This is a genomic window from Chryseolinea serpens (genome assembly GCF_900129725.1).
Taxonomy (GTDB): Bacteria; Bacteroidota; Bacteroidia; order Cytophagales; family Cyclobacteriaceae; genus Chryseolinea; species Chryseolinea serpens.
Genome location: NZ_FQWQ01000003.1, coordinates 1,123,251 through 1,147,697, shown reverse-complemented (window position 1 = coordinate 1,147,697; position 24,447 = coordinate 1,123,251). Strand labels below are relative to the sequence as shown.

Annotated in this window: 20 protein-coding genes; 2 read left to right on the top strand and 18 right to left on the bottom strand. The window is 52.3% G+C overall.

The window, feature by feature from the left end:
* Positions 1 to 184 precede the first annotated feature (184 nt).
* Positions 185 to 394: a four helix bundle protein gene (locus BUB30_RS36065; RefSeq protein ID WP_449390492.1), complete on the bottom strand. Its 210-nt coding sequence runs from the start codon at positions 392 to 394 to the stop codon at positions 185 to 187.
* Here BUB30_RS36065 and BUB30_RS36060 point away from each other — a divergent pair.
* Positions 339 to 659: a hypothetical protein gene (locus tag BUB30_RS36060; RefSeq protein WP_449390487.1), complete on the top strand. Its 321-nt coding sequence runs from the start codon at positions 339 to 341 to the stop codon at positions 657 to 659. The two genes, BUB30_RS36065 and BUB30_RS36060, sit on opposite strands and share 56 nt — an antisense overlap.
* A gap of 151 nt (positions 660 to 810) precedes the next feature.
* Here the strand turns inward: BUB30_RS36060 and BUB30_RS24580 are convergent, their stop codons facing one another.
* The 15 genes from BUB30_RS24580 to BUB30_RS24505 all read right to left on the bottom strand — a co-directional run bounded on the left by BUB30_RS24580 (position 811) and on the right by BUB30_RS24505 (position 21,905).
* A complete protein-coding gene (locus BUB30_RS24580) occupies positions 811 to 1,761 on the bottom strand; it encodes a phosphatase PAP2 family protein (RefSeq protein ID WP_245804161.1) in 951 nt (316 codons plus the stop codon).
* A complete protein-coding gene (locus tag BUB30_RS24575; protein ID WP_073139419.1) occupies positions 1,751 to 2,368 on the bottom strand; it encodes a sterol desaturase family protein in 618 nt (205 codons plus the stop codon). Before BUB30_RS24575 ends, BUB30_RS24580 begins: the two co-directional genes overlap by 11 nt.
* 3 nt (positions 2,369 to 2,371) lie before the next feature.
* On the bottom strand, positions 2,372 to 2,929 hold the full coding sequence (locus tag BUB30_RS24570; protein ID WP_073139415.1) for a DUF4833 domain-containing protein: 558 nt from the start codon (positions 2,927 to 2,929) through the stop codon (positions 2,372 to 2,374).
* Positions 2,930 to 2,944: 15 nt separating this feature from the next.
* Entirely contained in the window at positions 2,945 to 3,682 is a 738-nt protein-coding gene (locus BUB30_RS24565; protein ID WP_073139413.1) for a CDP-alcohol phosphatidyltransferase family protein, read from the bottom strand.
* 13 nt (positions 3,683 to 3,695) lie between these two features.
* A complete protein-coding gene (locus BUB30_RS24560; protein ID WP_221408784.1) occupies positions 3,696 to 6,200 on the bottom strand; it encodes a DUF5686 and carboxypeptidase-like regulatory domain-containing protein in 2,505 nt (834 codons plus the stop codon).
* A gap of 58 nt (positions 6,201 to 6,258) precedes the next feature.
* Positions 6,259 to 6,597 (bottom strand): GtrA family protein, encoded by a 339-nt coding sequence (locus BUB30_RS24555; RefSeq protein WP_262485811.1) that lies wholly within the window; start codon positions 6,595 to 6,597, stop codon positions 6,259 to 6,261.
* Between the two features lie 47 nt (positions 6,598 to 6,644).
* The gene (locus BUB30_RS24550) at positions 6,645 to 7,094 is read right to left on the bottom strand and encodes a phosphatidylglycerophosphatase A family protein (protein ID WP_073139404.1); all 450 of its coding nucleotides are present in this window, start codon (positions 7,092 to 7,094) and stop codon (positions 6,645 to 6,647) included.
* A 6-nt stretch (positions 7,095 to 7,100) separates the two neighbouring features.
* Complete coding sequence (locus BUB30_RS24545; protein WP_073139401.1) at positions 7,101 to 8,426, bottom strand: inositol-3-phosphate synthase; 1,326 nt, start codon at positions 8,424 to 8,426, stop codon at positions 7,101 to 7,103.
* 36 nt (positions 8,427 to 8,462) lie between these two features.
* Positions 8,463 to 9,449: an NAD-dependent epimerase/dehydratase family protein gene (locus BUB30_RS24540; RefSeq protein ID WP_073139399.1), complete on the bottom strand. Its 987-nt coding sequence runs from the start codon at positions 9,447 to 9,449 to the stop codon at positions 8,463 to 8,465.
* On the bottom strand, positions 9,446 to 10,567 hold the full coding sequence (locus tag BUB30_RS24535; protein ID WP_073139396.1) for a GNAT family N-acetyltransferase: 1,122 nt from the start codon (positions 10,565 to 10,567) through the stop codon (positions 9,446 to 9,448). Before BUB30_RS24535 ends, BUB30_RS24540 begins: the two co-directional genes overlap by 4 nt.
* Positions 10,567 to 11,772, bottom strand: a complete 1,206-nt coding sequence (spt, locus tag BUB30_RS24530) for a serine palmitoyltransferase (protein ID WP_073139393.1) — start codon at positions 11,770 to 11,772, stop codon at positions 10,567 to 10,569. The genes BUB30_RS24535 and spt overlap by 1 nt, the downstream gene beginning before the upstream one ends.
* Positions 11,773 to 12,160: 388 nt before the next feature.
* On the bottom strand, positions 12,161 to 15,754 hold the full coding sequence (locus tag BUB30_RS24520; RefSeq protein WP_073139388.1) for a VCBS repeat-containing protein: 3,594 nt from the start codon (positions 15,752 to 15,754) through the stop codon (positions 12,161 to 12,163).
* 83 nt (positions 15,755 to 15,837) lie between these two features.
* Positions 15,838 to 17,361 carry a RagB/SusD family nutrient uptake outer membrane protein gene (locus tag BUB30_RS24515; protein WP_073139726.1) on the bottom strand — a complete coding sequence of 508 codons (1,524 nt, stop codon included), beginning with the start codon at positions 17,359 to 17,361 and terminating at the stop codon, positions 15,838 to 15,840.
* Between the two features lie 25 nt (positions 17,362 to 17,386).
* A complete protein-coding gene (locus BUB30_RS24510; RefSeq protein ID WP_073139385.1) occupies positions 17,387 to 20,905 on the bottom strand; it encodes a SusC/RagA family TonB-linked outer membrane protein in 3,519 nt (1,172 codons plus the stop codon).
* 16 nt (positions 20,906 to 20,921) lie between these two features.
* Positions 20,922 to 21,905 (bottom strand): FecR family protein, encoded by a 984-nt coding sequence (locus BUB30_RS24505; RefSeq protein ID WP_073139382.1) that lies wholly within the window; start codon positions 21,903 to 21,905, stop codon positions 20,922 to 20,924.
* Positions 21,906 to 22,028: 123 nt separating this feature from the next.
* Between BUB30_RS24505 and BUB30_RS24500 the strand changes: the two genes are divergently transcribed.
* A complete protein-coding gene (locus BUB30_RS24500) occupies positions 22,029 to 22,568 on the top strand; it encodes an RNA polymerase sigma-70 factor (protein ID WP_221408783.1) in 540 nt (179 codons plus the stop codon).
* 38 nt (positions 22,569 to 22,606) lie between these two features.
* On the opposite strand, the gene BUB30_RS24495 is transcribed toward BUB30_RS24500, so the two are convergent.
* Positions 22,607 to 23,002 carry a RidA family protein gene (locus BUB30_RS24495; RefSeq protein ID WP_073139377.1) on the bottom strand — a complete coding sequence of 132 codons (396 nt, stop codon included), beginning with the start codon at positions 23,000 to 23,002 and terminating at the stop codon, positions 22,607 to 22,609.
* Between the two features lie 165 nt (positions 23,003 to 23,167).
* A complete protein-coding gene (locus BUB30_RS24490; protein WP_073139374.1) occupies positions 23,168 to 24,433 on the bottom strand; it encodes an MFS transporter in 1,266 nt (421 codons plus the stop codon).
* Positions 24,434 to 24,447: the final 14 nt, after the last annotated feature.

Genomic DNA, 24,447 nt, shown 5'->3' with positions numbered 1-24,447 from the left:
CGCTTTCTCGGTATTCGGGGAGCCAGTGGCTTCTTCTCGGCATTTCCAGCAGCCGGGACCTCAGGAGTCAGAATTTTCTTTTTTTCGGACCCAGGAGTTTTTGCAATCCATTTTTCTCGGGAGTTAGAATCCAGAATTTAGATCTGAATTGAGAATGTTAAAATCCGGATTTAAGATCCGGTGGTTAGGGTTTGGAATTTAGTTCGAGGGATTTGATGTAGGCCGTTAGGATTTTGCTTATTTCTTGGGAGAGGGGTTCTAGCGAGGGGTTCGAGCCGTAGGATAGGTCCTTGGAAAGAATGAGGTAGTATTTGCATTCTTCGAGTGACGCTTGGGCGATGTTGAGCATCCTGATTTTTTCGAGTCTGGAGCGTTTCACAAATCCCTCGGCAATGTTGGCTGCAATGGAAACACCGGCCCTCCGGAATTGTGATGTTAACCGTATCGCTCATCCTTTGGAAAGCTTTTCGTCAGACGATAAACCCCCAACACAAACGCATGCGCCTTTTGCCAAACCACCAAGTCCCGAAAATTCCTCGATGCATCCATACCCAACGATTTTAAAATTCCAGACAACAAATCAATCAACAACACTCGCCTCCACCAAAAAACAATTTAGCCACCACATTCCAGCAAACCAACATACTCTCCTCAATTAAGCTCCCTAATTGCCTATTCACACACCCGCACTCACTCCCGGATTCTGGATTTATGACTTTTCTAAATTCTAACTCCTGGCTACGGACTGGCTACTGTCTGCTCCTGACAACTGAACTCCAACTCTGGCTCCTGGCTCCTGGATTCTGGCTCCTAAGAAATCATCCCAACATACCCCTCCACAAACCGCGCGAATCGCTTACTTTTCGCCACCAGCGTTTGAAAAAGAATGATCCCCGTCGTAGCCACCGCGATGCCAGCCAGCACATCTAAAACGTAGTGGTGACTCGTATAGACCGCGGCAAACCAAATACCCACTGTGATCATGCCGAAGACGATCTTCATAAAACCCATATTGTTTCTCCAGGAGTGATATAGCACCAGCAATGGATAAGCCGAATGCAGTGACGGCATGGCAGCGAAGACGTTGGAGCCCTTGGTGTAAAGGGATTGGAAGATGGTGATGTTAAAGAAGTGGTCGAAGCGGATGAGGCCGGCGGTGTTGCCGCGGGTGCCGGCGATAAAATCAAGGCCGTATTCCTGTACGTACCATGGCGGTGCGGCCGGGTAGAGATAATAGATGACGAAGCCGATGAGGTTGGTCAGCAAAAATGTGAGCGAGAAGTAGAGGAAGCTGCGGCGGTCCCGGAAAAATAAGTAGGCGGCAAATCCTAGTGGCACCGGGATCCAGCATAAATAAAACAGACCTGCCAGCACGTCGGCTAGCACGATGCTGTGGCGTTGAAAATATTCGTTGGGAGTCAGCACTCCTTCGGCGGTGTGGATGCCAAACAGGCGCGCCTCGGCATTATAGAGGCTTCCAATGTGCACTTCGTTGAACCAATAGTTGGGGAAGGCCTTCATGTAGTCGAAAATGACCCAGAAGACGATGAAGATCGAAAAGCCTAAGATAAATTTCCGGGTGATGGGTGTCGATACATACAGGGCCGTAAAGATACCCGCCAGCACCAACTGATCGGACTTGAAGCCGATGAGCAGGGCGGAGAGCAACACATAGGCGGCCGACACCAGCAAAGCGGTGGCCAGGTAACGTCCAAAGGGTTTCGTTGCCTCAGCCGCCGGGTAATCCAGGTTATTTTTCAAAATCCGATCTGAATATTTTATCCCAAAGGGCGGAGCTCACACCGTAGCCCTTGGTGGCATCGCTGTAGTGATGCTGCATGTGGTGGTGTTTGAGCTTTTTCCAAAATGGGCTTTTAAAGGTAGCATGATGGAGGGCATAATGCGAAATATCATAGAAAAGATATCCGGCAATGAACAGGGCGAAGGAGGCCGAAACCCAATCCGGCGGCAAAACAGCCCGGAAAACAAAATAGAAACCGGTGGCCAGGGGAATGCTTACCGACGGGGGCAGGACCAACCGCAAAGCGTCGTTGGGGTAGTCGTGGTGAACGCCGTGAAAAATAAAGTGCAGACGCTGGCCCCATTTCGACTTGGGTACGAAATGAAAAATAAACCGGTGCATCACATATTCCGTGAGCGTCCAAAACAAGAGGCCGCCCAGGCCGCAGGCCACGAACGTGAGGATGCTATTGTGCCAGACAAACAAGGCGCTGTAGATGAAATATAAAATGACGGGAATAAAAACGATCAGCGGCACACTGTAGTGGACCACAGAAAACCGCTCCAGGAAGTCGCTCTTGAACATGCGCGACGATTCTGTTGAATTGGAAACAAATGGTTTCTTCATACCCTAAGGTTTAAAGGACTGAATAACTTCTTTACCGGAGACCGGATCGACACCCTTCACCTGCGCACACACCACGTTGGGAAGCCAGAAGCTTCCCCCTTCGATCTGCAGGAATACCCGGCTCACTTCAATTTGCTTTCCATTGACGGTGGCCAGGATGTGATAACGATTGTCGCGTGCGGAACGCGACAGGTAGAAGGGAAGTTTTTTATAGGACACAAAGCGGAGCTCAAAGGTATTGTTCTCCAGCTTCCTGCTTTTGATACCATAGGCATAATGCCGTTGGATATACGAGAGGTCTTCTTTCTGCCCATTCTCCCCATAGCGCAGCCAATAGACACGAACAGGCTCCTCCTCATTGGGCACACCCCGGTCGAGGTTCACGTCGTACATGATCGTATTGGTGTTGGGTGTTCGTTGAATATAGAAAAGCGAACCCTGATCTTTCGGTGGTGTGGGAAACTGGTTGCCAATGGTGCATTCACATGGCTCCGCCTTTGGAGCCTCTCTGACGGGCGCCATCGCCATCGTGACCAGCCATATGCTCAATAAAAAATTCATGCGTTTAAACGATCCTTATAATCCTTTCTGCTCCAATGCTTTCTTCGCCTCGCGTAGTCTGTGGAATGCCGTGATGTTGGTCAGCACGGCCATGATGGTCAGGGGGATGGTGAACACGGAAATGGTCTCGAATACCTGGAAAGGAATGCCGGGTACAAAAAGCTTGTAGTCACCGCCAATGTAATAGGCTGTGATGCCACACGCCAGGGCCGAGACCCCGATCGTCACCACGCGCTCGGGTCGTTGCATCAATCCTCCCTTCACCTCCACGCCAAGGCCTTCGGCCCGTGCCCGGATGTAGCTCACCATCATGGACCCGATCAGGGCGATGAAGGCAAACAACGAGCTGAGGAAATAGTGATGACCGATGAGGTAATAACAAATGCCGAGGAACATGATCAGTTCGCTGTAGCGGTCCAACACCGAATCATAGAGCGCACCAAAGGTCGAGCTCATGTTGCCCAGGCGCGCCACCTGCCCGTCGAGCATGTCGAACAGACCGGCAAAGAGCGTGAGCGCTCCAGCCCAACCCACATACCTCAGGTCGCCGCGGTTGCCTTCTTCGGCGCCGGCCACAAAGATGACGGCCACGCCCACGTTCAGGATCAGCCCCACCGTGGTCACGGCATTGGGCGTGAACCCGATGCGAACCAGAAATTTCACAAAGGGGTTGATCACCTTATAGATCAATTGCTGCAACACGATGCGCAGCGGTTGCTTCTGTATAACTTGGGGAGTTGTCGTTGTATTCATACTTTCTACACGCTTAAAAATCAAATTTAAATCTTGCACGGATGCCCCAGTTCGAAATCGTCGGGTGATCCAGGTAGCTCAGGCGTTTCACCAAATCAACACGGATGAGCTTGAAAATGTTAGCAATCCCCACGCTACATTCCATATAGGGCTGCGCGGCGAGCGAATAGGTCGTGGTCACGCCGTCGCTGTTCGTGGGGAACGCAAAGGTCTGCGGGTTATAGGTCGGGTCGTTCTCTCTCCGGATACTTCCATACAGCAACTTGAACGTGGCCACCTCCCGCCATTTTAGCTTTTTGAACAACGGAATTTTATTAAAAATAAATCCATTGAAATAATGATCAAAATTCACACTCACATATTTGTCGCTCACAAACTCCAGGAAGTTCATGAGGTTATAGGACTGCAACTGGTAGGAATACGTCTGGTTGGCCCGGTGGATGTTCAACAGCGGGAACGGCACCTGGCCAAAAACATAGCCCCCCTCGGCCACCACATCGGTGTAGCCGAACTGTGACAAATAAAAGCGTTTGAACACGTTCAGGGCCACCGATTGATAATTGTACTCGCCACCCAAGAGTCCCTTCACGCCACCGATAAAACGCGCGGTGACGATGGGATATCGGTTTGGAATGGGGATCCGGTAAGCTTTACCCTGGTAAAATTGCTCTCCCGGCGCCCAGCGCAGTTCCAATGAAAATTCCGACGTGGTCACCTGCTGGATCTCCGTCACGGTGTCGTCTGCGCGGATCTCATACTTCAGTCCCCCCGCCGGAATTTGCTTCCAGTTTTTGAACCCCAGTCGATAGGAGAAGTGACTGTCGAATTCGTGGAGGTAGTCGATGTTCCAGATGTCGTTGTACAACCATTTGTCGTTCACACCGCGTTTGAATGAAAGGAGGAAGTTGTCCTCCTGAACAAATTGCAGTTCCTGACCGGGAATTTTTGTGTCGCGCTGGAAGCTCGCCCGAAGGGTGTGCACCGGAAACTGCCAGATGGATTTGCCGGTAAACGAATAGGTGGCGCTGAGGAAATATTTCCATTTCTCATCCTTAAAGCCATAGGCACCATACGTCTCGAAATACAGGCGCTCGTTGAACTTCGGCGTCGTGCGTCCACCCACCCGGAGCCGGAAGCCTTCCACGGGGTTGAAGCTATAGAACGTATTCACAGGTCCCAGCTCCCACCAGCCAAAACCTTTGTAGCCGGCCAGCAACAACGTGGCAATGTCCATCGTGCGTTTGAAAGAGGGCAGCTTTTGGAGGCTATCGATATTTTGATACACTTTCGATTCGGCTACGGAAAGCGAGTCGTGGCGATTGGAGAGCCAGAATCCGTCGGTGTGTTTTTCCGAATCCGTGAGCGTCAGTTTGGTATCGCTTTCATAGAACTTGGGCTCGCGCGGTTTGTCCACCACAAAATTTTTGTAGGAGACCACGCGTTCACCATACAGGCCACCACCACCCTTCGACAATCCGAAGTCACACTGCATGCGGCTTTTCACCACCTGGAAACGTCCCGACGGCGTCTGCACAAAATCCTGGTCGATGTGCAGTTCGCGCACCCAGTTCAGGTTGATGTTTTTGTTCACGGTCATCTCCACTTTCTGCACTGCATAGTGTGTGTCGAGCGTGACATACAACTTGCCTTGAAACAAAAATCCACCGGCATCGCGGGGCACAAACACCAGCTCCACCAGGTTGGGGGTCACATTTTTCAGGGTGTCGGTGATGTAGAATTTATAGAAGGTCGGTGCGCTGTCGGCAATGGGACTCAGGAATTGGTTGGTCAACAGGACAGTGTTGTTGTCGTAGATGTCGATGTCGCTGTAGAGATAATTCAGGTACGTGCTCAGACCCGCGTTGTCGATATAATCGTCGAAGCTCACTTTCTGGTGGGCCTTGGTGACGTCGATCTTCTTTTCGGGTGTGCGCCGGTAGTAGCGATCCGACAGCGTCTCTTGCAGGTAGATGGGCAACAAGGCTTTGCCGGGAATGGTCGTGGTGTCTACATTCTCGAACAGCCACTTGTATTTGCGGAAGATCTTGCGGTCCTTGAATTTGTCGGACATGTTGCTGAGCGACATCTGCAGCTTCTCGTATTCTTCATACTCGGCGTAGTCGTAGCTCTCCATCCGGTTCTCTTTTTTGTGGGAGATCATCTCCCGCACCAGGTCCACGGCCGGATTGTTCTTGTTGCGATAGCGCTCCCGTTGGTTGCCGGAGGTGACGGTGACCTCGTCAAGGACTTTTGCATCGGGAGCCATCTTCACGTTCAGTTCCTGTGTTTCGCCGGGGCGGATCTTTCGGATCACGGTCTTATAACCCAAAAAAGAAAAATGGAGATTCACATTTTCCAGGTTCGGGGTATGGATCACATAGGCGCCGTTCGCATCGGTGACGCTGCCCACGGTGGTACCTTCATAAAAGACGTTTACGAAAGGCAGGGGTTCTTTCGTTTCTGCATCGGTCACGACGCCGCTCACGGTGGTCTGTCCAAACACCGCGATTGCACTCATCCATAGACCGATCACTATACTTATTCTATACATCACACTTCATGCGCACGTTACGCGCCTATTTAAACACATATTTCTTTTGCAGTACGTAGTTATACGTAACACTTAAAAAAATCGCTACCAGTACTTTTGCGATACGGTAATTAATATTGATATAATCCGTCACGGCCACGAACAATAAAAATCCAAGCGCCACATAGCCCGCCCAAACGATTGCATAGCGCAGGGCCTGCTGTCTTAGGTTGTTCGTTCCCGAAGAAAGAAACACCCATTGTCTGCCAATGACGAAATTGGTGATGGCCCCCACGATATTCCCCACAATGCCGGCATGGCCATACCAAACTCCTAACACTTCGACGCAAACAATAGTGCACGCAAAATCCACTAACGATGCGATGAGGGAAGCCGTTTGTGACTTCAGGAATATGAGTCCGTCTTTTATGATCAGAGTATGGATAGTTTCACAGCCACCTGCAGCAGGATGTTGGTGTAAATTCCCGCCAGCACATCATCTGCCATCACCCCCCATCCGCGGGGAAGTTTCTCCATCGAACGGATATAGGCTGGTTTGGCAATATCAAAAAACCGGAACAGCACGAAGGCTGCCAGACCGATGCCGAAGCTTACGGGAAGGAACAACAGGCTGATGCCCATCCCCGCCACTTCGTCAATTACGACGCGATGACTATCGATGCCCCAGTATTGCTCCACCACCGTGGCCGACCACACACCGATGGCGGTGATGCCCAGGGTCAGGAGCAGGATCACGACCGGCTCGACGTTGCCGGCAAAAAGATACCAGGCGATCACGCCCAGGGCCGCGGCTACGGTGCCACTCCCCTTGCGGATATATCCAATCCCTCCTACCGTGGCAATGATCTGGTGTATCGTCATGTAAGCTTACAATGACTCCACCAGATCCTGGTAGTAATCCAGGCCCAAGTGCGTAATGAGATCTTCGCCCATGATGTGGCGCAGCGTATTCTGCAGCTTGATCAATTGTTTGAAGATGTCATGCTCCGGACGCAGGCCCGGCGCGGTTTGCGGCGACTTGAAGTAGAACGACAACCATTCCTGGATGCCACTCATGTTCGCACGCTTGGCCAGGTCAAAGAACAAGGCCAGGTCCAGCACGATGGGAGCCGCCAGGATCGAATCGCGACACAGGAAGTTGATCTTGATCTGCATCGGGTAACCCAACCATCCGAAGATGTCGATGTTGTCCCAGCTTTCCTTGTTGTCGCCGTGGGGCGGATAATAGTTGATGCGGATCTTGTGATACAGGTCGCCGTACAGTTCCGGGCTCAGCTCGGGTTGCAAAATATCTTCCAGCACGCCCAGCTTGGATACTTCCTTGGTCTTGAAGTTATCCGGATCGTCCAGCACAAGGCCGTCGCGGTTGCCGAGAATGTTGGTGGAGAACCATCCGCGGATGCCGAGTGAACGGGCGTGCAGACCGGGGGCGAGAATGGTTTTCATCAGGGTCTGTCCCGTCTTGAAATCCTTGCCGCCGATGGGCACACCGTTTTCTTTGGCCAGTTCGATCAACGCCGGGATGTCGCACGTCAGGTTAGGCGCACCGTTGGCAAACGGCACTCCTTTTTTGATGGCGGCGTAGGCATAGATCATGCTGGGCGAAATGAGCGGATCGTTGTTGCGCAAGCCGTCTTCGAAAGCGTAGATGTTCTGGTGAACGTCTGCTTCCTCGATGTATTTCTCCGTGGAGCCGCACCACACCATGACGAGGCGCGAGCAGCCGTTTTCATTTTTAAAGTTGTCGATGTCTTCCATCACGGCCAGCGCGAGGTCGAACTTGGTCGCGGCTTCCTTGATGTTGGTGCCGTCCAGGTTCCGGATATAAGTTTTGTCGAAGACCGCCTTCATGGGCTTGATCTTTTCCAACTCGGGCTTGATGGGTTGAAGCAATCCAAGCTCCAGCACTTTGGCGTTCACGGCGGCTTCATACACGTTGTCGGTGTACACATCCCATCCGCCAAACACGATGTCGTTCAGATCGGCCAGGGGCACAAAGTCCTTTATTTTGGGATAGCGGTTCTCGGTGCGTTTTCCCAGCCGGATGTTACCGGTTTGGGTGAGCGAACCGACGGGTTGTGCCAATCCCTTCTTCACGGCCTCCACACCGGCGATCATGGTGGTCGCCACAGCACCCAGGCCGGGTATCAATATGCCTAGTTTTCCATTTGCTTGTTCGATCTGTTCTTTCATAGCCTTTTATTTAATGTTCTTTCGTTTGGGTTTCGCCTATAGCCATTGGTTGGCCTTGTACCATTGAATGGTTTCCTCCAACCCCTGCGCCAGCGTGTAGCGGGGCGAAAACCCAAGGTCCTTCCGGATGCTGTCGATGCTGCACGACCAGTTGGCGGCGGTGAGCTCGGCGAGCTTGTCCTGGTTCAGCGCCGGCATGCTGCCCTGCATCCGTCCCAGCGTCTCCTGGACAAACGCCATGGCTTTTACCACCCCCATGGGGATATGAACCTTTAACGTCTTCTTGTGCAATATTTCTTTGGTGATGTTGGCCAGCTCATAGCGGTCATAGCTTCCCCCATCGGATACGTTATACGATCCTTTGACAACTGAACTGTACAATGCCCCTACGCTCACCGCCGCCAAATCCTTCACATAGATAAAGCTCAGCTGTTGTGGCTTTCTGCCAATGTAAGGCTCGATCCCCTGCGCGATGGTTTTCAGGATGATGAAAATATCGCGGTCGCGGGGACCGTATACTGCCGTGGGGCGCAATACGATGGTGGGCAAACTATCCAGTGCCGAGAGATAGCTTTCGGCCAGCAGCTTGCTTTTTCCATAGAACGTCACGGGATTCGGGGCGTCCTTTTCCAGGATGGGATGTCCATTCTTTGCAGGCCCCATCGCCGCGAGGCTGCTGAGGAAAACAAATTTCTTCAAGGGCACCTGCAGCTCCGACACCGCCTGCGCCAGGTTGCGTGTATAGACGGCGTTGACCTCGTTGTAGGATGCCTCATTCAGGGCTTTCGTCGCCCCGGCGGCATGAATAACGTACTGATAACGCTTTGCCTCCAGCTCGGCCCGTATGGCCCTGACATCCGAAAAATCGGTGGTCACAAACTGGACCGGCAAATTGCGCAGGTGATCCACCCGGCTCGATGCGCGCACCGCGGCATACACCTCCAGGCCTTTTGCCAAGGCTTCCTCGATGAGGTGATACCCCACAAATCCACTCGCCCCGGTGATCAGCACGCTTTCTTTCATATCGCTTTCTCGAAGATCCTGTAGCGCTTGTGGGGCACGCCCTTCACATGCAGCAAGGCATTATTCATGAGATCGTTGTCTTCCAATATCCACGAAGCTTCCGCACGCTTGAATTTCTTGCGGCGATAGGCTTCGATGATGGTGCCATAAAAACACGCTTCTATCCCCAGCTTGCGGTAGCCCTCCATCACCCCCAGGGCGATGACGCGGATGCCGTTGATCTTCTTCAAGCCAAACAGGAGCTTGAACAATCCGAAGGGCAGCAACCGACCGCGCTTGATGTTGATGAGCAATTGGTTGATATCGGGAATGGCCAGCGCAAAGCCGATCGCTTTCCCGTCCTTTTCGGCCACCAGGCAGAAGTCGGTGTCCAGGATCATTTTCATGTCCTTGGCCAGGTAGTCAAATTCTTTTTCCGTCATCGGCACAAAGCCGAGGTTGCGGTCCCAGGCCGAGTTGTAGACCTCGCGAATGCGGGCGACTTCGTGTTCGAAATTCTTTTTGATGACGGGCCGAATCGTGATGCCCTTTGACTGCAGGCGATCCAGCAACGCCTTCTTTACGCGCACCGATTTGTCGTCGTAGCCGTCTTCGCCAAAGCGATAGGCAATGAGGTCCACCTTCTTGCGGAAGCCGATCTGGTTCAACAGGGATTCGTAGTATTCCTTGTTGTAGGTCATCATGGCAAACGGCGGTGTATCGAAGCCGGCGATGAGCAGGCCGCAGGTTTCGTTTGTTGAAAAGTTAGCGGGTCCGATGATGGTCCTGGCGCCCTTGTCGCGCAGCCATTGTTCGGCTTGTTGAAACAACAAGGCGTTGATCTCGCCATCGTTCACGGCATCAAAAAATCCGAAGAATCCGTCCTCGGTTTTATTGAACGTGTTGTGATTCTTGTTGAGAATGGCCGCGATGCGTCCCACCACTTTGTCTTTGTCGTACGCCAAAAAAAGCTGTACCGGCGAGTGCTCGTGGAACGGATGCTTGCCGGGGGTCAGCAGGTCGCGCTGCGCGATGAACAACTCGGGCACATAGCAAGGATCATCCTTATAGAGATCATGCGGGAAATCGATAAATGCTTCAAGTTGGGCTTTGGTGGTGACGGGCTCTACACGCTTCATTAAATGCGTTCTTTAATTTTCAGTACTCCTACCTGCTTAAATGTATAAGCAAGTTTCTCTACCGCCTCTTCGATCTGGCTGAAGGTGTGCGTGGCCATCAGCGAGAAGCGAAGCAGCGACGCATGCGAAGGCACGGCGGGCGAAACCACCGGGTTCACAAACACCCCTTGCTGTTGCAGCATGCTGGTGACAATAAAGGTTTTCTCGTTGTCGCGCACATAGATGGGAATGATGGGACTTTCCGTGTCGCCGATGTCGAAGCCTTCCTCTTTGAGAAGGTGCATGGCATAACGCGTGTTGTTCCACAATTGCTCCATGTGCTCGGGCTCGGTCTCCAGGATGTCGAGCGCGGCCAGCACGCTGGCGGCGGAAGACGGCGTCATGCTGGCGCTGAAAATGAGCGAGCGGGCCTGGTGTTTCAGATAGTCGATCGTGTCGCGGTCGGAGGCTACGAAGCCGCCGAGGGAAGCGAGCGATTTGCTGAACGTGCCCGTGATGATATCTACTTTGTCGTCGAGTTTGAAGTGTGAAGCGGTGCCGGCGCCTTTGTCGCCGATCACGCCGAGGCTATGAGCATCGTCCACCACCACGGTGGCGCCGTATTGTTCAGCCAGCGTCACAATCTCGGGAAGCTTGGCCAGGTCGCCTTCCATGCTGAAAATGCCGTCGACCACGATGAGTTTGATCGCTTCTTCGGGCAGCATGCTGAGCCGGCGGGCCAGGTCGTTCATGTCGTTGTGGCCATATTTGATCACGCGCGAAAACGACAGGCGTGTGCCGTCGTAGATGGAGGCATGATCGTATTCGTCCAGGATCAAATAGTCGTTGCGCCCGGTCAGGCTCGACATCACGCCGAGGTTCACTTGAAAGCCGGTGCTGAAAATGAGGGCAGCGGGCTTACCGGTGAACGCAGCAATGCGGTCTTCCAACTCGATGTGTATGTCGAGTGTGCCGTTGAGAAAGCGGGAGCCGGCGCATCCGGTGCCATACTTTTCGATTGCCTTTTGGGCAGCCTCTTTGATGCGTGGGTGGTTGGTCAATCCCAGGTAGGAATTTGAACCGAACATGAGCACGCGTTTGCCCTCAATGATCACCTCGGTGTCCTGCGCGGACGAGATGGGTCGAAAGTAAGGATAGATGCCCCTTTCACGGGCTTCCTTCGCCGCAGTGAAAGTGGCGATCCTGGCTTGTAAGAGTTTGTTCATGCGAATAGAAATCAATTGTTATCTGAACCTATTGAAGCCGATTTCCGTTTCGACTACTTGATAAGTCGAACGAAATCGCGGTTTATTCTAAAGAATGTTTCGAACGATTTCGTTTTACGGTCCAAAAGTAGAACAAGTTTTTAATTTTGATCTAACGAAAAGGTAAAAAAAATATAATATCCACGCTAAAAAAGGGGTTTTCAAACACTTGTTTAAATCCTGCCCTTTGTTGTCCAAAACCCTTCGGACAGCCGTTATAGCGTGCCCTTTTCCATGCCTTTTCTTCCAAAAAAAGATGTTTCAATCGGGTGAAATTCCCCGTGAACTTGGGTAAGCATTTCTTTCCCGAAGCGTCCACCCCAGGTCAAAAAATTTATACCGAATAGAATTATTTTGATCCGGCCCCGGTCCCCCAGACTTTCCGCCGATTGCCGGCACTGTCTTTCAGCCAGACTTCCTGCACCCCGGGGGAAATTGGGATCGCACGGGTGGATTGCGACAAGTAGCCCGAGCCATAGTAGAGCTCTCTTTTTTCCACTTTACCGTCAGCCCATCTGAGCTCGGCCTGCACATCCGTCCGGCCTGCTGTTATCCATTGGAGGTGCGGGGGATAAACCGACGGTGACAGTTCAAAGGCCTGCAAACTATCGCGATTTGCTGTAGCGATGTATAGCGGTTCGTTGTTTGCCCTCCTCAAAAGGCCGAGGCTTTTAGCATCCGTGTCAACAGCAAAGTTGCTACTCCAGACGGGGAGCGCCTGGAAGCCTCCCTTTCCATTGCCGAGCAGGCACACTCCGGTGCCTGCGTCATAATAGCCCGTCAGCGGATCAGCCGCGTAGGAGTTACCAATGCCCAGGATGTCGAGGTGATGGTCACCATTCAAGTCGGCTATCTGCACGCCGTTCAAGGGAGCGAACTGGGCCTCCACGGGCAAGTCCGTCAATTTAAATTTGCCGCCACCGAGGTTCTCTACGTAGGATGACGACAGGGTTGTTGCGTGATAGATCAACGCCCCCTGCAGTTGCTCGGGCGTAAGGATCTCTTGTATGGAAGACCCTCCATAGATGGCATAGCGAACCAGTTTGCGTTTTAAACTCACGATCTGGTCGGTCAGCGTCTCGCGGGGATGCGTTAAGTATTCCTTTCCCTGCACATAGCGTGTCACCAACGGGTCGAACGAGCCGTTGCCATCAAAATCTTTTGCGTAGATGCTGACGGGCGCTTGCGGAGAAGCCTGGAACAGCGAGTTGAGACCGAGGTTGCCGCAGACGTAGTCCACATCGCCGTCGTTGTCCATGTCGGCGCCGGTGATGCTGGTCCACCAACCGGGTGCCTCTTCGAATGCTTTTGAAAATGCTTTGCCCTGGTTGTTTTTGTAGAAAGAAACGGGCATCCACTCTCCCACGATGGCCAGGTCGGTCCATCCGTCATTGTCGAAGTCGGTCCATAGCGCACCGGTGATCATTCCTGAACGCTCGAGCAGGGGCGCTATCGACTTTGTGACGTCAGTAAAATTTCCTTTTCCATCGTTTTGCAACAGGAAGCTTTGTGGGGCTTCAGGATAACGTCCAGGCACGATCCTTCCGCCAACAAAAAGGTCGAGGTCACCATCCTTGTCAAAATCGGAGGCCACTACGGTGCTCCCACTGGCGTTCTCTTTTGGCAATGCTGTGGTGTCCGCTACGAGTTTCTTACCATTGTTGCGATAAAAACGGTCCTGGTAGGCACCCGGCAATGCGCCGAACTCCGAGCTGCCGCTAACACAATAAAGGTCCAGGTCGTTGTCGCCATCGGCGTCGAACAACTGCATGCTCATGTCTTCCTGCGGCTTTGCGCCCAGTGAATCTTTTTTGAATGTTCCGTTTTTTTGCTGAACAAAAATCGTGGTGCCACGGTGGGCCGCGCCACACAACAGCACGTCATCCAAATCATCCTGGTTGACATCCCCAATGGTGAGACCCGGGCCAGCTTGCGAATACTTTTGAGGTAAGGTAGCCGTGGCTTTATAGTCGATATATTCGTCTTCTTGGTGTTTGTAATAAAGGCCGGTAGAGGCGGTCACGTCATCAAAAAAGACCGATGCTGCCAGTTTATCCGGGGACAATCCCGTGAAATTATCGAGGGAATCGGGCCGTGCGGAAAGTGGCGGATAGACCGCCCATCCGTCCTCTTCTTCAACCTCAACGGCATCGGTATACGCCACTTCCAGCACCTGATTGGCTTTGACATTTTTTAATGTCTGCACATGTCCGTCCGGCCAGCGGATGGCAAGCTGGTCGATCTGCGTAAGGCTATCCAATCCGAAGTGAACAACGGGCTCCACCGAAGATTGAAAGCCACGTTGTGTTTCAAGCTCGCGATATTGTTTTTTGCCCTCTTGAAGTATGTCAATCTGCGCACCCAGCCCACTCCGATTTCCCGCCGGACCTTTCAAGACGATGCGCAAATAATTACTTCTTCCGGGATCAAGCTCGCGGGCATTGTTTTTATACACCGACGCTTCGTCGTTGATGTTGTTGATCACCATGTCAAGATCGCCATCGTTGTCGAAGTCGGCATAGGCGGCACCATTGCCATAGGCTTCCTGCGTCAGTCCCCACTCCTTCGATTTGTTGGTGAAGCGCAAGTCGCCGTTGTTTTTGAAAATAAGATCGGGCTTCTTCACGCCTTCAATTTTGTTCACGGCATCCAGCGTTTTTTTCATCCGCGTGGCGTCGGTGCCAAACATACTGGACTCCTTGCTGTAAGTAACAAAGTCGAGGTTAGTGATGTCTTTGCGATATCCGTTGGTGATGAGCACGTCCTGCCAGCCGTCGTTGTCCACGTCGGCGATGAGACCGCTCCAGCTCCAGTCGGTGGCATAGATTCCGGAGAGATAGCCGATGTCGCTGTAGGTGCCGTTGCCGTTGTTGAGTTGCAGAACGTTGCGCACATACTGCGGCTGGTATTTCATCTGGATATTTTTTTGGAACCGGTCATAGCCGATGCCGCCAAACATGGTCTTTTGCCGCAGGTTGTCTTCGGGGAACATGTCTACCACCACGATGTCGTTCAAGCCATCGTTGTTGATGTCGCCGATGTCGGCGCCCATGCCGTTGTATTCGGTGTGTTTCATGCGCTCCTTCTCGTTGGCAAACGTGCCGTCGCCCTGGTTGATGTAGACGTGGTCGTTGGAGAGAAAATCGTTGGCCGCATACACATCGGGTTTGCCGTCGCGATTGATGTCGTTCACCACGATGCCGAGGCCCCATCCCTCCGTGAGGATGCCCGCTGCGGCGGAGACATCTTCAAAATGCGGCAGCCCCGCGGCGGGACCATTGTTGCGGAAGAGTTTGTCCACACTCTTGCCCGTGCCGTCGGTGTGTTGCCCGGTGGGGGAATTTCGCGTGTAGTTTTCCAGCGCGTTGGTGAGCAGGTACATGTCGAGATCGCCATCGAGATCATAGTCCAGGAATGCGGCCTGGGTGGAGTAGCTGCGATCGGCCAGGCCCACAGCGGCGGCCACTTCCTCGAATACGGGAACGCCTTTATCGTCGACACCTTTGTTGTGGAAAAGTAAGTTGGGCGTCGATTTGTCGTCGTGGGGGTTCACGGTGCACACATAGATATCCATCCAACCATCCTGGTCGATGTCGACCACCGAAATGCCGGTGCACCAGTATTTCGTGGTCACTTTCGCTTGTTCCGTGATGTCGTCGAAACGAAAGTTGCCTTTGTTGAGGTAGAGTTTGCTGCTCACCATGTTCCCGGCAAAGAAGATGTCCGTCAGCCCATCGTTGTTAAAGTCGCCCACGCCAACGCCTCCCCCATTGTACATGTACTCGAACGACAGAATGTTGAGGGTATCGCTCTCCGTCAACAGGTTATTGAACGCGATGCCGGTAGTGCCGGAAGGCAAAAGCTCGAAATGGGTGGGTTGTGTGTGGCATCCCACTACAAGAAAAAGAACGAGGGCGAATAGCGGGAGGGTATTTTTGGACATAGGTTCTGGTGAATTCATCTGAAAAGTAAAAAAAACAGGGCGATGAAACATCGCCCTGTCACCAGTTTAATTCAGACGGTCAATCAATATCCGGGGTTCTGCTCGCTTTGCGGAATCTCTTTGTTGGTATTGATCTCGTCCTGCGGTATGGGCAGCAGCTCAAATTTGTTGGCTTCGAAATAGGAAATGGGCTCGGTCTTCAACTTGTTGTTCTTCCTCCAGCGGAGGATGTCGAAGTTGCGCACTTCCTCGCCCGCCAGTTCCACCTGCCGTTCGTGAATAATGGCCCGCGTGATCTCGTCCTTGGAGTCGCAGGGGAAATCGGCGGTAGGATAATTCGGCATGCTCACACTGGGGCGGTTGCGGATCTGGTTCATATAGGCCATCGCGGCGGAGGATGTGCCCACTTCGTTCTCGCATTCGGCCAGCATCAACAACACGTCGGCATAGCGGTACATGCGGTAATTGATGCCGATCTTGTCGTAGTATCCGCCCGGATCGAGCTTATACATGACCGAGTATTTCCGCCAGCTGATCTTTTGGCTCACACTGTGAAAAATGCTGGAGTTCCCTTGGACTTTGTCGGCGGTCAGCGTCACCGGGGCGGCGGGGTCGCCATACTTATCGCCGATAAAAAAGAAGTTGTCTTTCAGGCGGGGATCGTTTGCTTCATATTCGTTGAGCAGTTTGTCGGACGGGATCAGGTTGCGCCATCCCACGGCGGAGTATTCTTGCGAGCGGATCCACGATTCGTTTACGCTGGTTCCGTTACCATCGGCATCCCAGTTAAAATTGCCACTGGAAGTATAGGAAAGTTCGAAGATCGATTCCTTGTTGTATTCCGTTTCTTCTTTGAAGTTGTCAAAGTAGTTATCCACCAGCGCATAGCCCATGCCTTTCACCGCTTCGAGTTGCGTTTTCGCGTTCGTGTAGTCGCCCGTGAAAATGTAAACTTTAGCCAACAAGGTGAGCGCAGCTCCGCGGGAAGCACGTCCCAGGTCGTTGCCGGAATACGAAACCGGTAAGTCGGCCTGCAGGCTGTTCAATTCGGTGATCACGAATTTAAAAACATCACTTTGCGGGCTGCGGGCTTTCACGTCCTCGAAACCTTTTGCGTAGGTGTCATACAGGGGAACGTCTCCCCAGAAAGCGGCCAGTTGAAAATAGGCCCATGCCCTTAAGAACCGGGCCTCGCCTACAATTCTGGCTTTCACGCCCGCGTCGCCCGTAGCATTCGGTGCATTTTCAATGATGGCATTGACCCGATGGATCAACCGGTAGAAGCCGTTCCACACGGAGGTCATCACTGAATTTGTTGCGCCCAGGGAACCGATCAGGATCTGGTTCCGCGCGGTTTCCAACTGACCACCACCACTGGCAACGTCATCGGAGCGCAAGTCATGAAGGAAGAAATACTCGCGGCCTCCGAGGTCGGTGCCTTGCAGGATGGCATAGGAACCGGTCAATGCGGAATTCAGTTCGTCGACGGTTTTGTAATAGTTCTCCGTCTTCACGTTGGTCGTGCTTTGCCTGTCCAGAACGTTTTCGCCGCAAGAGCTGGCGATCAGGCTCGATACGATAGTAAAAAATATGATTTTCGTTTTCATGGTTTCCATTTTTTGTTGCTACGCCTTAAAACCCAACTTGAAGACCGGCCATGAAGGTTCTTGGCGACGGGAACTGGCCATAGTCAATACCATTGATCAGCGTGTTGCCCGTACTGTTCTGATAGCGATTACCAATTTCCGGATCGTACCCCGTATACTTCGTCACGGTGAACAGGTTTTGCGACGAGACATAGATCCGGAGCTTCTTAAGTGTGCCCTTGGTCAGATCTTGTATGCTGGTTGAAGGTATCGAATAACCGATGCTGATATTCTTTAACCGAAAGTAGGAACCGTCTTCGATGAACCGGTCCGATGTCCGTGAGTTTTGATTGGGATCGCCGTTGACGGCACGCGGAACATTGGTGTTGGTGTTGTCGGGGGTCCAGGCGTTCATCACTTCTTTCTCGGCGCCAAACAACCGCAACATGCCCTGACCGAGCACCTTCGTGCCGTTGTAGATCTTGTTTCCTTGCACGCCTTGGAAGAAAAGTGTCAGGTCGAAGTTCTTGTAGTTGGCTGTGAAGTTTATACCATAGTTAAACTTGGGGAGGTAGCTGCCGAGACTCACTTGATCCGAAGCATCGATCACACCGTCGCCGTTAATATCCTTGAAACGAATGTCGCCGGGTGCTGCGTTGGCCTGATACTTCGTGGACGGATTGCCGTCCGCAGCGTTAGCGGCATCGATCTCCGCCTGGTTTTGGAAAATGCCATCGGTCTTATAGCCATAAAATTCCTGGATCGAGCTGCCGGCGATGGTACGTGTAATTTGGAAACCACCAAAGTCGTCGTTCTTGCCGCTGTATAATACCGCGTTGGGTGCGTTCAGTTGTTTCACGGTATTGCGAATGATGCCGATGTTGGCGCTGATGTTGAACGTGATCGGGCCGTTTGATTTTGCATAGCCTGCAATAAATTCATATCCCCAGTTCTTCATCGAAGCCACGTTCTGTTTGGTGGCCGACGTATACCCCAGCGAGTTGGCGGGAACGACATCCAATAATAAATCGCTGACATTCCTTACAAAGTATTCGGCGGTAAACGTCACGCGGTTCTCAAACAGCCCCAGGTCGACACCGAAGTTTGACATTTTTGTTTTTTCCCACGTCAGGTTCAGGTTTTGGATCTTGTCGAAATAGGCAGCCCCGGCGGCGGCGGCGTTGTTGAAATCGTAGGACGTGTTGGTGTTGATGAACGATTGATAGTCATACGCCCCTACGTTGGCAATGGAACCCAATGAACCATAACTGGCACGCAGCTTCAATTCGGAGATCGTGGGCACCTGCTTCATGAAGTTCTCTTCGTTCATGCGCCAACCCACGGACAAACCTGGGAAATTACCCCACTTGTGATTCGGAGCAAATCCGGAGAAGCCATCCCTGCGAATGGAAGCGCTCAACAGATATTTTCCTTTGTATTCATAGTTCACACGCGCCAGGTAAGATAACAACGTCGTTTCCGATTTGTCGCCACTCAGTGTGGGATTGGACGATCCTGTCATCTGGTCGATATCGTTGCGAGCCTGTTGTGCACTGGCGTTGAGGTTCGACCCGGTATAGTTCTGCTTTTCTGCTACGGCAATCACGTTGAGCGCATGCGATCCAAACGTCTTGTCGTAGGTGAGTTGATTGGACAGATAGGGTGAGAAGCTTGTATTCCGATTGTCGACCAGGTTATGCTGGTTCCGCGACACAAAGCCATCGTTGTACATCGGATAATCCTCCAAGTGACGGCGCACGGCATAATTCACACCGGCGGTGAATTTGTATTTCAAGCCGTCGACGATCTTGGCTTCCAGGTAGCCGCTTCCGATAATGTTCATCACATTGTCTTTATTGGAGTCCATGCTCACGATGCGCACAGGATTTTCGGGATCCGATCCGTCATTTCCACTGGGCGCCCGGAAGCCTCCAAGCAAGGTGGGATCATAGATAGGAATGTAAGGAACCGAGTGAATGATGTGCTGAAGAACGGTTCGTCCACCGCTTTCTGCCTGGTTCCGTGTGCTGGAATACGAGATATTAAAGTTCTCGCCAAACGTGAACCGACTGCTGATCTTATTTTCATAATTCAACCGGTAGCTGTACCGATCGAAGTTCGTGCCGAGCATAATACCCTCCTGGTTGAATTTGCTCACGGAGGTATACAACTTGGATTTTTCCGAACCTACCGACAACGCCACTTGCGTTTGAGAAATCGGGGCTGTCCGGAACATCGCCCCTTGCCAATCGCTGTTGGTTTGCGCGTAGGTTTGGGTTGCTCCGGGGTAGATCGGATCATTCATCGTCGAAAACCGAGGGGGCAACGCGTTACCGGCATTCGTCAACAAGGCCGTGCCATATTTCAAGTAATCGTCGGTGCCCAGTAAATCCAATTGCTTCCAGGCTTTCTGTACACCATAGTAGGTATCAACATCCACATGCACCTTGCTGTCGCGCGAACCGCTCTTGGTGGTGATGATGATCACACCGTTTGCCGCTCTCGATCCATAGATCGCCGACGCCGCCGCATCTTTCAACACTTCCACGGACTCTATGTCTTTCGTGTCGATATTGTTCAGGTTTCCAGCCGCAGGAAAACCATCGATCACGTACAGCGGTTGAGAGGCACCGGTGATGGAGCCAATCCCGCGGATACGCACGGTAGGCGTTGTTCCAGGGCTACCATTGCTGGTCACCTGCACGCCGGGAACACGACCTTGAATGGCCGACTCCACGCTCACGACCGGCAACGCTGATACTTCTCTGGAGCCCACGGTGGCCACCGCGCCGGTCACGGAAGAGCGCTTCTGTGTGCCATATCCCACAACAACCACTTCGCTGAGTTGCTGGATGTCGGGTGTCAGTTTCACATCGATTGTCGTGCGGCTGCCCACGGGCACTTCTTCGGACGTATAGCCGATGAAGCTCACGATCAGCACGGCATTTTCGTCGGGTACGCTGATGGAGAATTTACCTTCTGCATCGGTGGTGGTGCCTTTCGTGGTTCCCTTCACCAGCACGTTTGCTCCCGGGATGGGACCGTTGTTCTCGTCGGTGATGGTGCCTTGCACGACGATCTCGACAAACCGGTTCTCGGCAGCTGCCTCGAACAACCCTTCTGCATCTGCAGGAGAAGGATTGAGGTCTGCAGAGCTATCTTTTTCAGTGGCCGCCGCACCGCGTTGATCGCGGGAAGCTTTCGGGGCAACCTTTGGCAAAATGGAATACGTGCGGTCGTTGATCTTTTTGAATCGCAGGCCGAGGGGCTCCAGCAAATTGGTCAGTGTGTTTTCGATCTTTCCTTTGATGGCGATCTTGGTGGAAACTTCTTTTCCTTCCAGGACGGTAGATTCATATAAGAACGATACGTTAAAATGATCCTGCACCTCTTCGAGTGCTTCGCGCAACGAACGCACTTCGGCACGACGCGGCGTGGTGCGGTTCATTTGGAGGGCATTGGCAAAAAGTTGATCCTGCGCCAACAGGAGTGCTGGAAAACTTAGCATCACCAGACATAAACAACTCCTCCATACGGTGTAATAATTACGGTACTGTTTGAGCATACGGGTTTGCGGTTAGTTATTTGGAAGAAATATATACACTCGTGCCATCGCGGGTGACGTTCAAGCTGAACGTTTCAGCAATCGCATATAAAATATCATTGATACTAGCGGAGGAGATCTCGCCCGACAATTCGCGATCTTGCAGCGTGGCGTCGTCGAACACAACGTCCAGCCCATACGTATCTTTTAAGAGGACCGCGACGTCGCGCAGCGTGGTGCGGTCGAAATACAAAGTGTATTGCAGCCACGAGGTGTATTGCTTTTGTTTTACGGTGCGTTTGGAGAGATGGCGGTCAGTACCCAGGGTGGCCAGTTCTCCTGGTGCGAGGAAAACTGAACTGGCCTTTGCCTGGGTGTTTTGCATGTCCAACTTCACTTTCCCCTCGGTCAACATGACTTCGGATTTCTTTTCGCGACTCTTTACATTGAATTTTGTGCCGAGCACTTCCACGTTGAGTCGGTCGGAAGCGTGCACCACAAATTTTTTGTGGTTCGCCGTGTGTTGCACGGCAAAGAAACCTTCGCCGTCGATCCACACTTCGCGTGTATGTTCATTATCCCACTCCTTATGATAACGGAGCACAGAGTTGCCGTTGAGCGTAACCGTCGAATTGTCGGGGAGCGTGACGGCGAGGCGTTCGCCATAGCCCGTGTGCACTTCCGTGTAGCGGTTAGCATTCCAATATAGTACGGCTGAAACGGCGAGCAGTGGGGCAAAGGCTGCAGCAGCGCGCAACACCCAGGGGCGCCAGGCCACGACTTTGCGCGGTTGCGTGCGACGGCCGATCTCTTCTTGTGTGGCCGCAAACATCTTCTTTTTTAATAACTCGCGTTCCGCGTCCGACAGGCTGTCGAGATAGGATGTGTCGCGCATTGCTTCCTGCCAAATCTGTTCCAACAGATATTTGTCTTCAGCCGACGCTTGGCCTGCCCGAAGACGCCGGATCAAATCCGCCAATACATATTTATTCATCGCACTTTTTTCAGGCTTGGTATACATGTAAGAAGGTTGTAACCCGCCGCGACCCTAAATCGATTGTAATATTTTTTAAAACGATTGCATTTTTACTACCTTTCTACGCCCATCCTAATTCGATGCATGTTGAAGATCAGCTCAAAAGGTATGACAGAAGGGGAATTTGAAGAGATCTACGATCTATTCTGGGCCAAGCTTTATAGCCTGGCGTATAATTATTTTCGCGACAAGACCACCGCGCAGGAATTGGTGCAGGATGTGTTTGTGAATTTCTGGATGAAGCGCGAAAACCTGGGGCACGTGGAAGATCTGAGCGCCTACTTGTTCCGGTCTATGAAGAACCGCATCTACGATCACTTCGATAAAATCGCGAGCCAGGAAAAGCTGGTCCGCCAGGCCCGGCAGACTTTTTCGGAGGAGACCCACGCCACGGAGGAAGCCGTGGCCTACGACGAAACGCTGGAGCTGTTAAACAGTGAGATCGACAAGCTTCCCGATACTACCAAGACCATCTTCCGCCTCAGCCGCTTCGATCGCTATACCAACGAAGAGATCGCTTCCCGCCTCCACGTGTCGGGAAAAGCGGTTGAATACCATATCAGCCAGGCATTGAAGAAACTTCGCCTGCGGCTCGATCATCTTATATTCTTTATTATAGCGATGGTGCTGCTCGGCGCCTGCGCGTGATCACCCACCGTTCAATTGCCATTTGCGCCGCTCCTCCCTTAACCTACGCTCTTGGCTGCCATGACCTCGATCTCCAACTTCCATTTCGTCTCCAACAGCTGACAGCAAACCACCGTTGACGCCGGCTTGTTGTCGCCCAGGTATTTCATGCGCAACCGGACGTTGGCTTCGTCGAATGACGGATCTCTTAAATAGGTCCGCAAGGAAACGATGTTCGCATAGCTCATTCCGGCCGACCGCAGAATGGTGCCGATGTGCTTCCAGATGAGTTCACCTTGCTCCTCAAACGATTCGGGCATGGTTTGGCCGTCGGGTTGATAGCCGTTGAGACCGCTGATGATCAATAATTTTGAATCGCCGCTGATCTCCACGGCGTGGCTGTAGTTGCGATACGGGGGAAAAACGCCTTCGGGATTGAGGTGGGTAATGGCCATGGTGTTGAGGTTGAATGATGAAGTCGATTCCAATTTAAATGGACCGTCTCAATTGGTGCATGTTGCAACGTGACAATTTTTCGCTTAGCAGAAAAACTACCCGCGTCACCGGATGTATTAAAAACTCTGAGACCTGATCAGCATAGCGCAGGATAGTTGTGGACTTTATTCCACAGCGGTCTTCGAAAAAAGATCGCGCCAGCGCTTAACCCTGGCGTTGGTCACCAAGGGTCGGGCCCAAATGCCAATGCTAAGAATATATCCCAACGTCATACACAACACCAACATGGCGAACCTAAGTCCAACGCTTTCGGCAAGGCCGCCGATGATGAGCGGCATCACGGCACCGCCAACAATGCCCGTGCACAAGATCCCCGACAGCGTGCCGTGATGTTTCGGGAGAGAATTCATGCCCAACGAAAAAACGATGGACCACATGATGGAAAGAAAAAATCCGGTCAGCGGCAACGCGACCAACGCTATGCCAACATCACCAAACAGTCCGGATAAAAGACTGAACATCGCTCCCAAGGCAAAGACGATCAGAATGTGACGGCTGTCGAAAAGTTTGAGCAACAATAAACCCACAAAACAGCCAAAGGTGATGAGTCCCCAGAAATACGAAATGCTGGTGGCGCCGACGGTGGCGGGATCCACGCCATGATAGAGTTGTAAAAATTTTGACATCCAGTTTGCGATGCCTTGTTCGGTGCCCACATAACAAAAAATGCCCACAAAGAAACGCAACACCGTTTTTTTGCGCAGCAGTTCACGAAGCGTTTCGCCCATATCAACGCGGTCTTCAGCCGTCAATTCCACTTTCGGAAAGGTGATGGCCGCGATCACTACAATCATTAGTAAACAGGTGACGGCAAACACCCAATACAAAGAGACCCATTTCAACTCCGGTGTCACCAGGCCGTTGAACAGGGCGGCGATGCCGTTCGCATGCTCGGTGTGAATGTTGCCGACCAGATAGCTATAGAGCAAAGGGCTAAGAAACGAAGCCGCTCCAAAAAAGAAATTGGCCAACACCGAGTTGAACGCGAAGTGCTCCTCCCCTCCCGCTTGCCGCAGCAAGGGGTTGATCACCACCTGCAGCATGGCCATGCCGATGCCGATGGAGAACAACGAAAGCAACGCGATGGCAAAGCGTGGAAAAATAGCAAACACCAGCGCCGCCACCATCGCCAGGACAAAGGCCACGATGATCACCGTTTTCCCGGAATACTTCTCGATCAACACGCCCGACGGAATGGACATCACACCATAGGCAACAAAAAACGAGAACGGTAGGAACCCCGCCAGCCCGATGCTCAAATGAAAGCTGTCGATAATATCGGGCACCAGGGGTCCGAGAATGTTGGTCAGAAACGAAATGACCGAGAAGATGAGGAAGACGAGCAGGACAATGACTGTGTTGCGTTTCATAGATTCTATTTCAG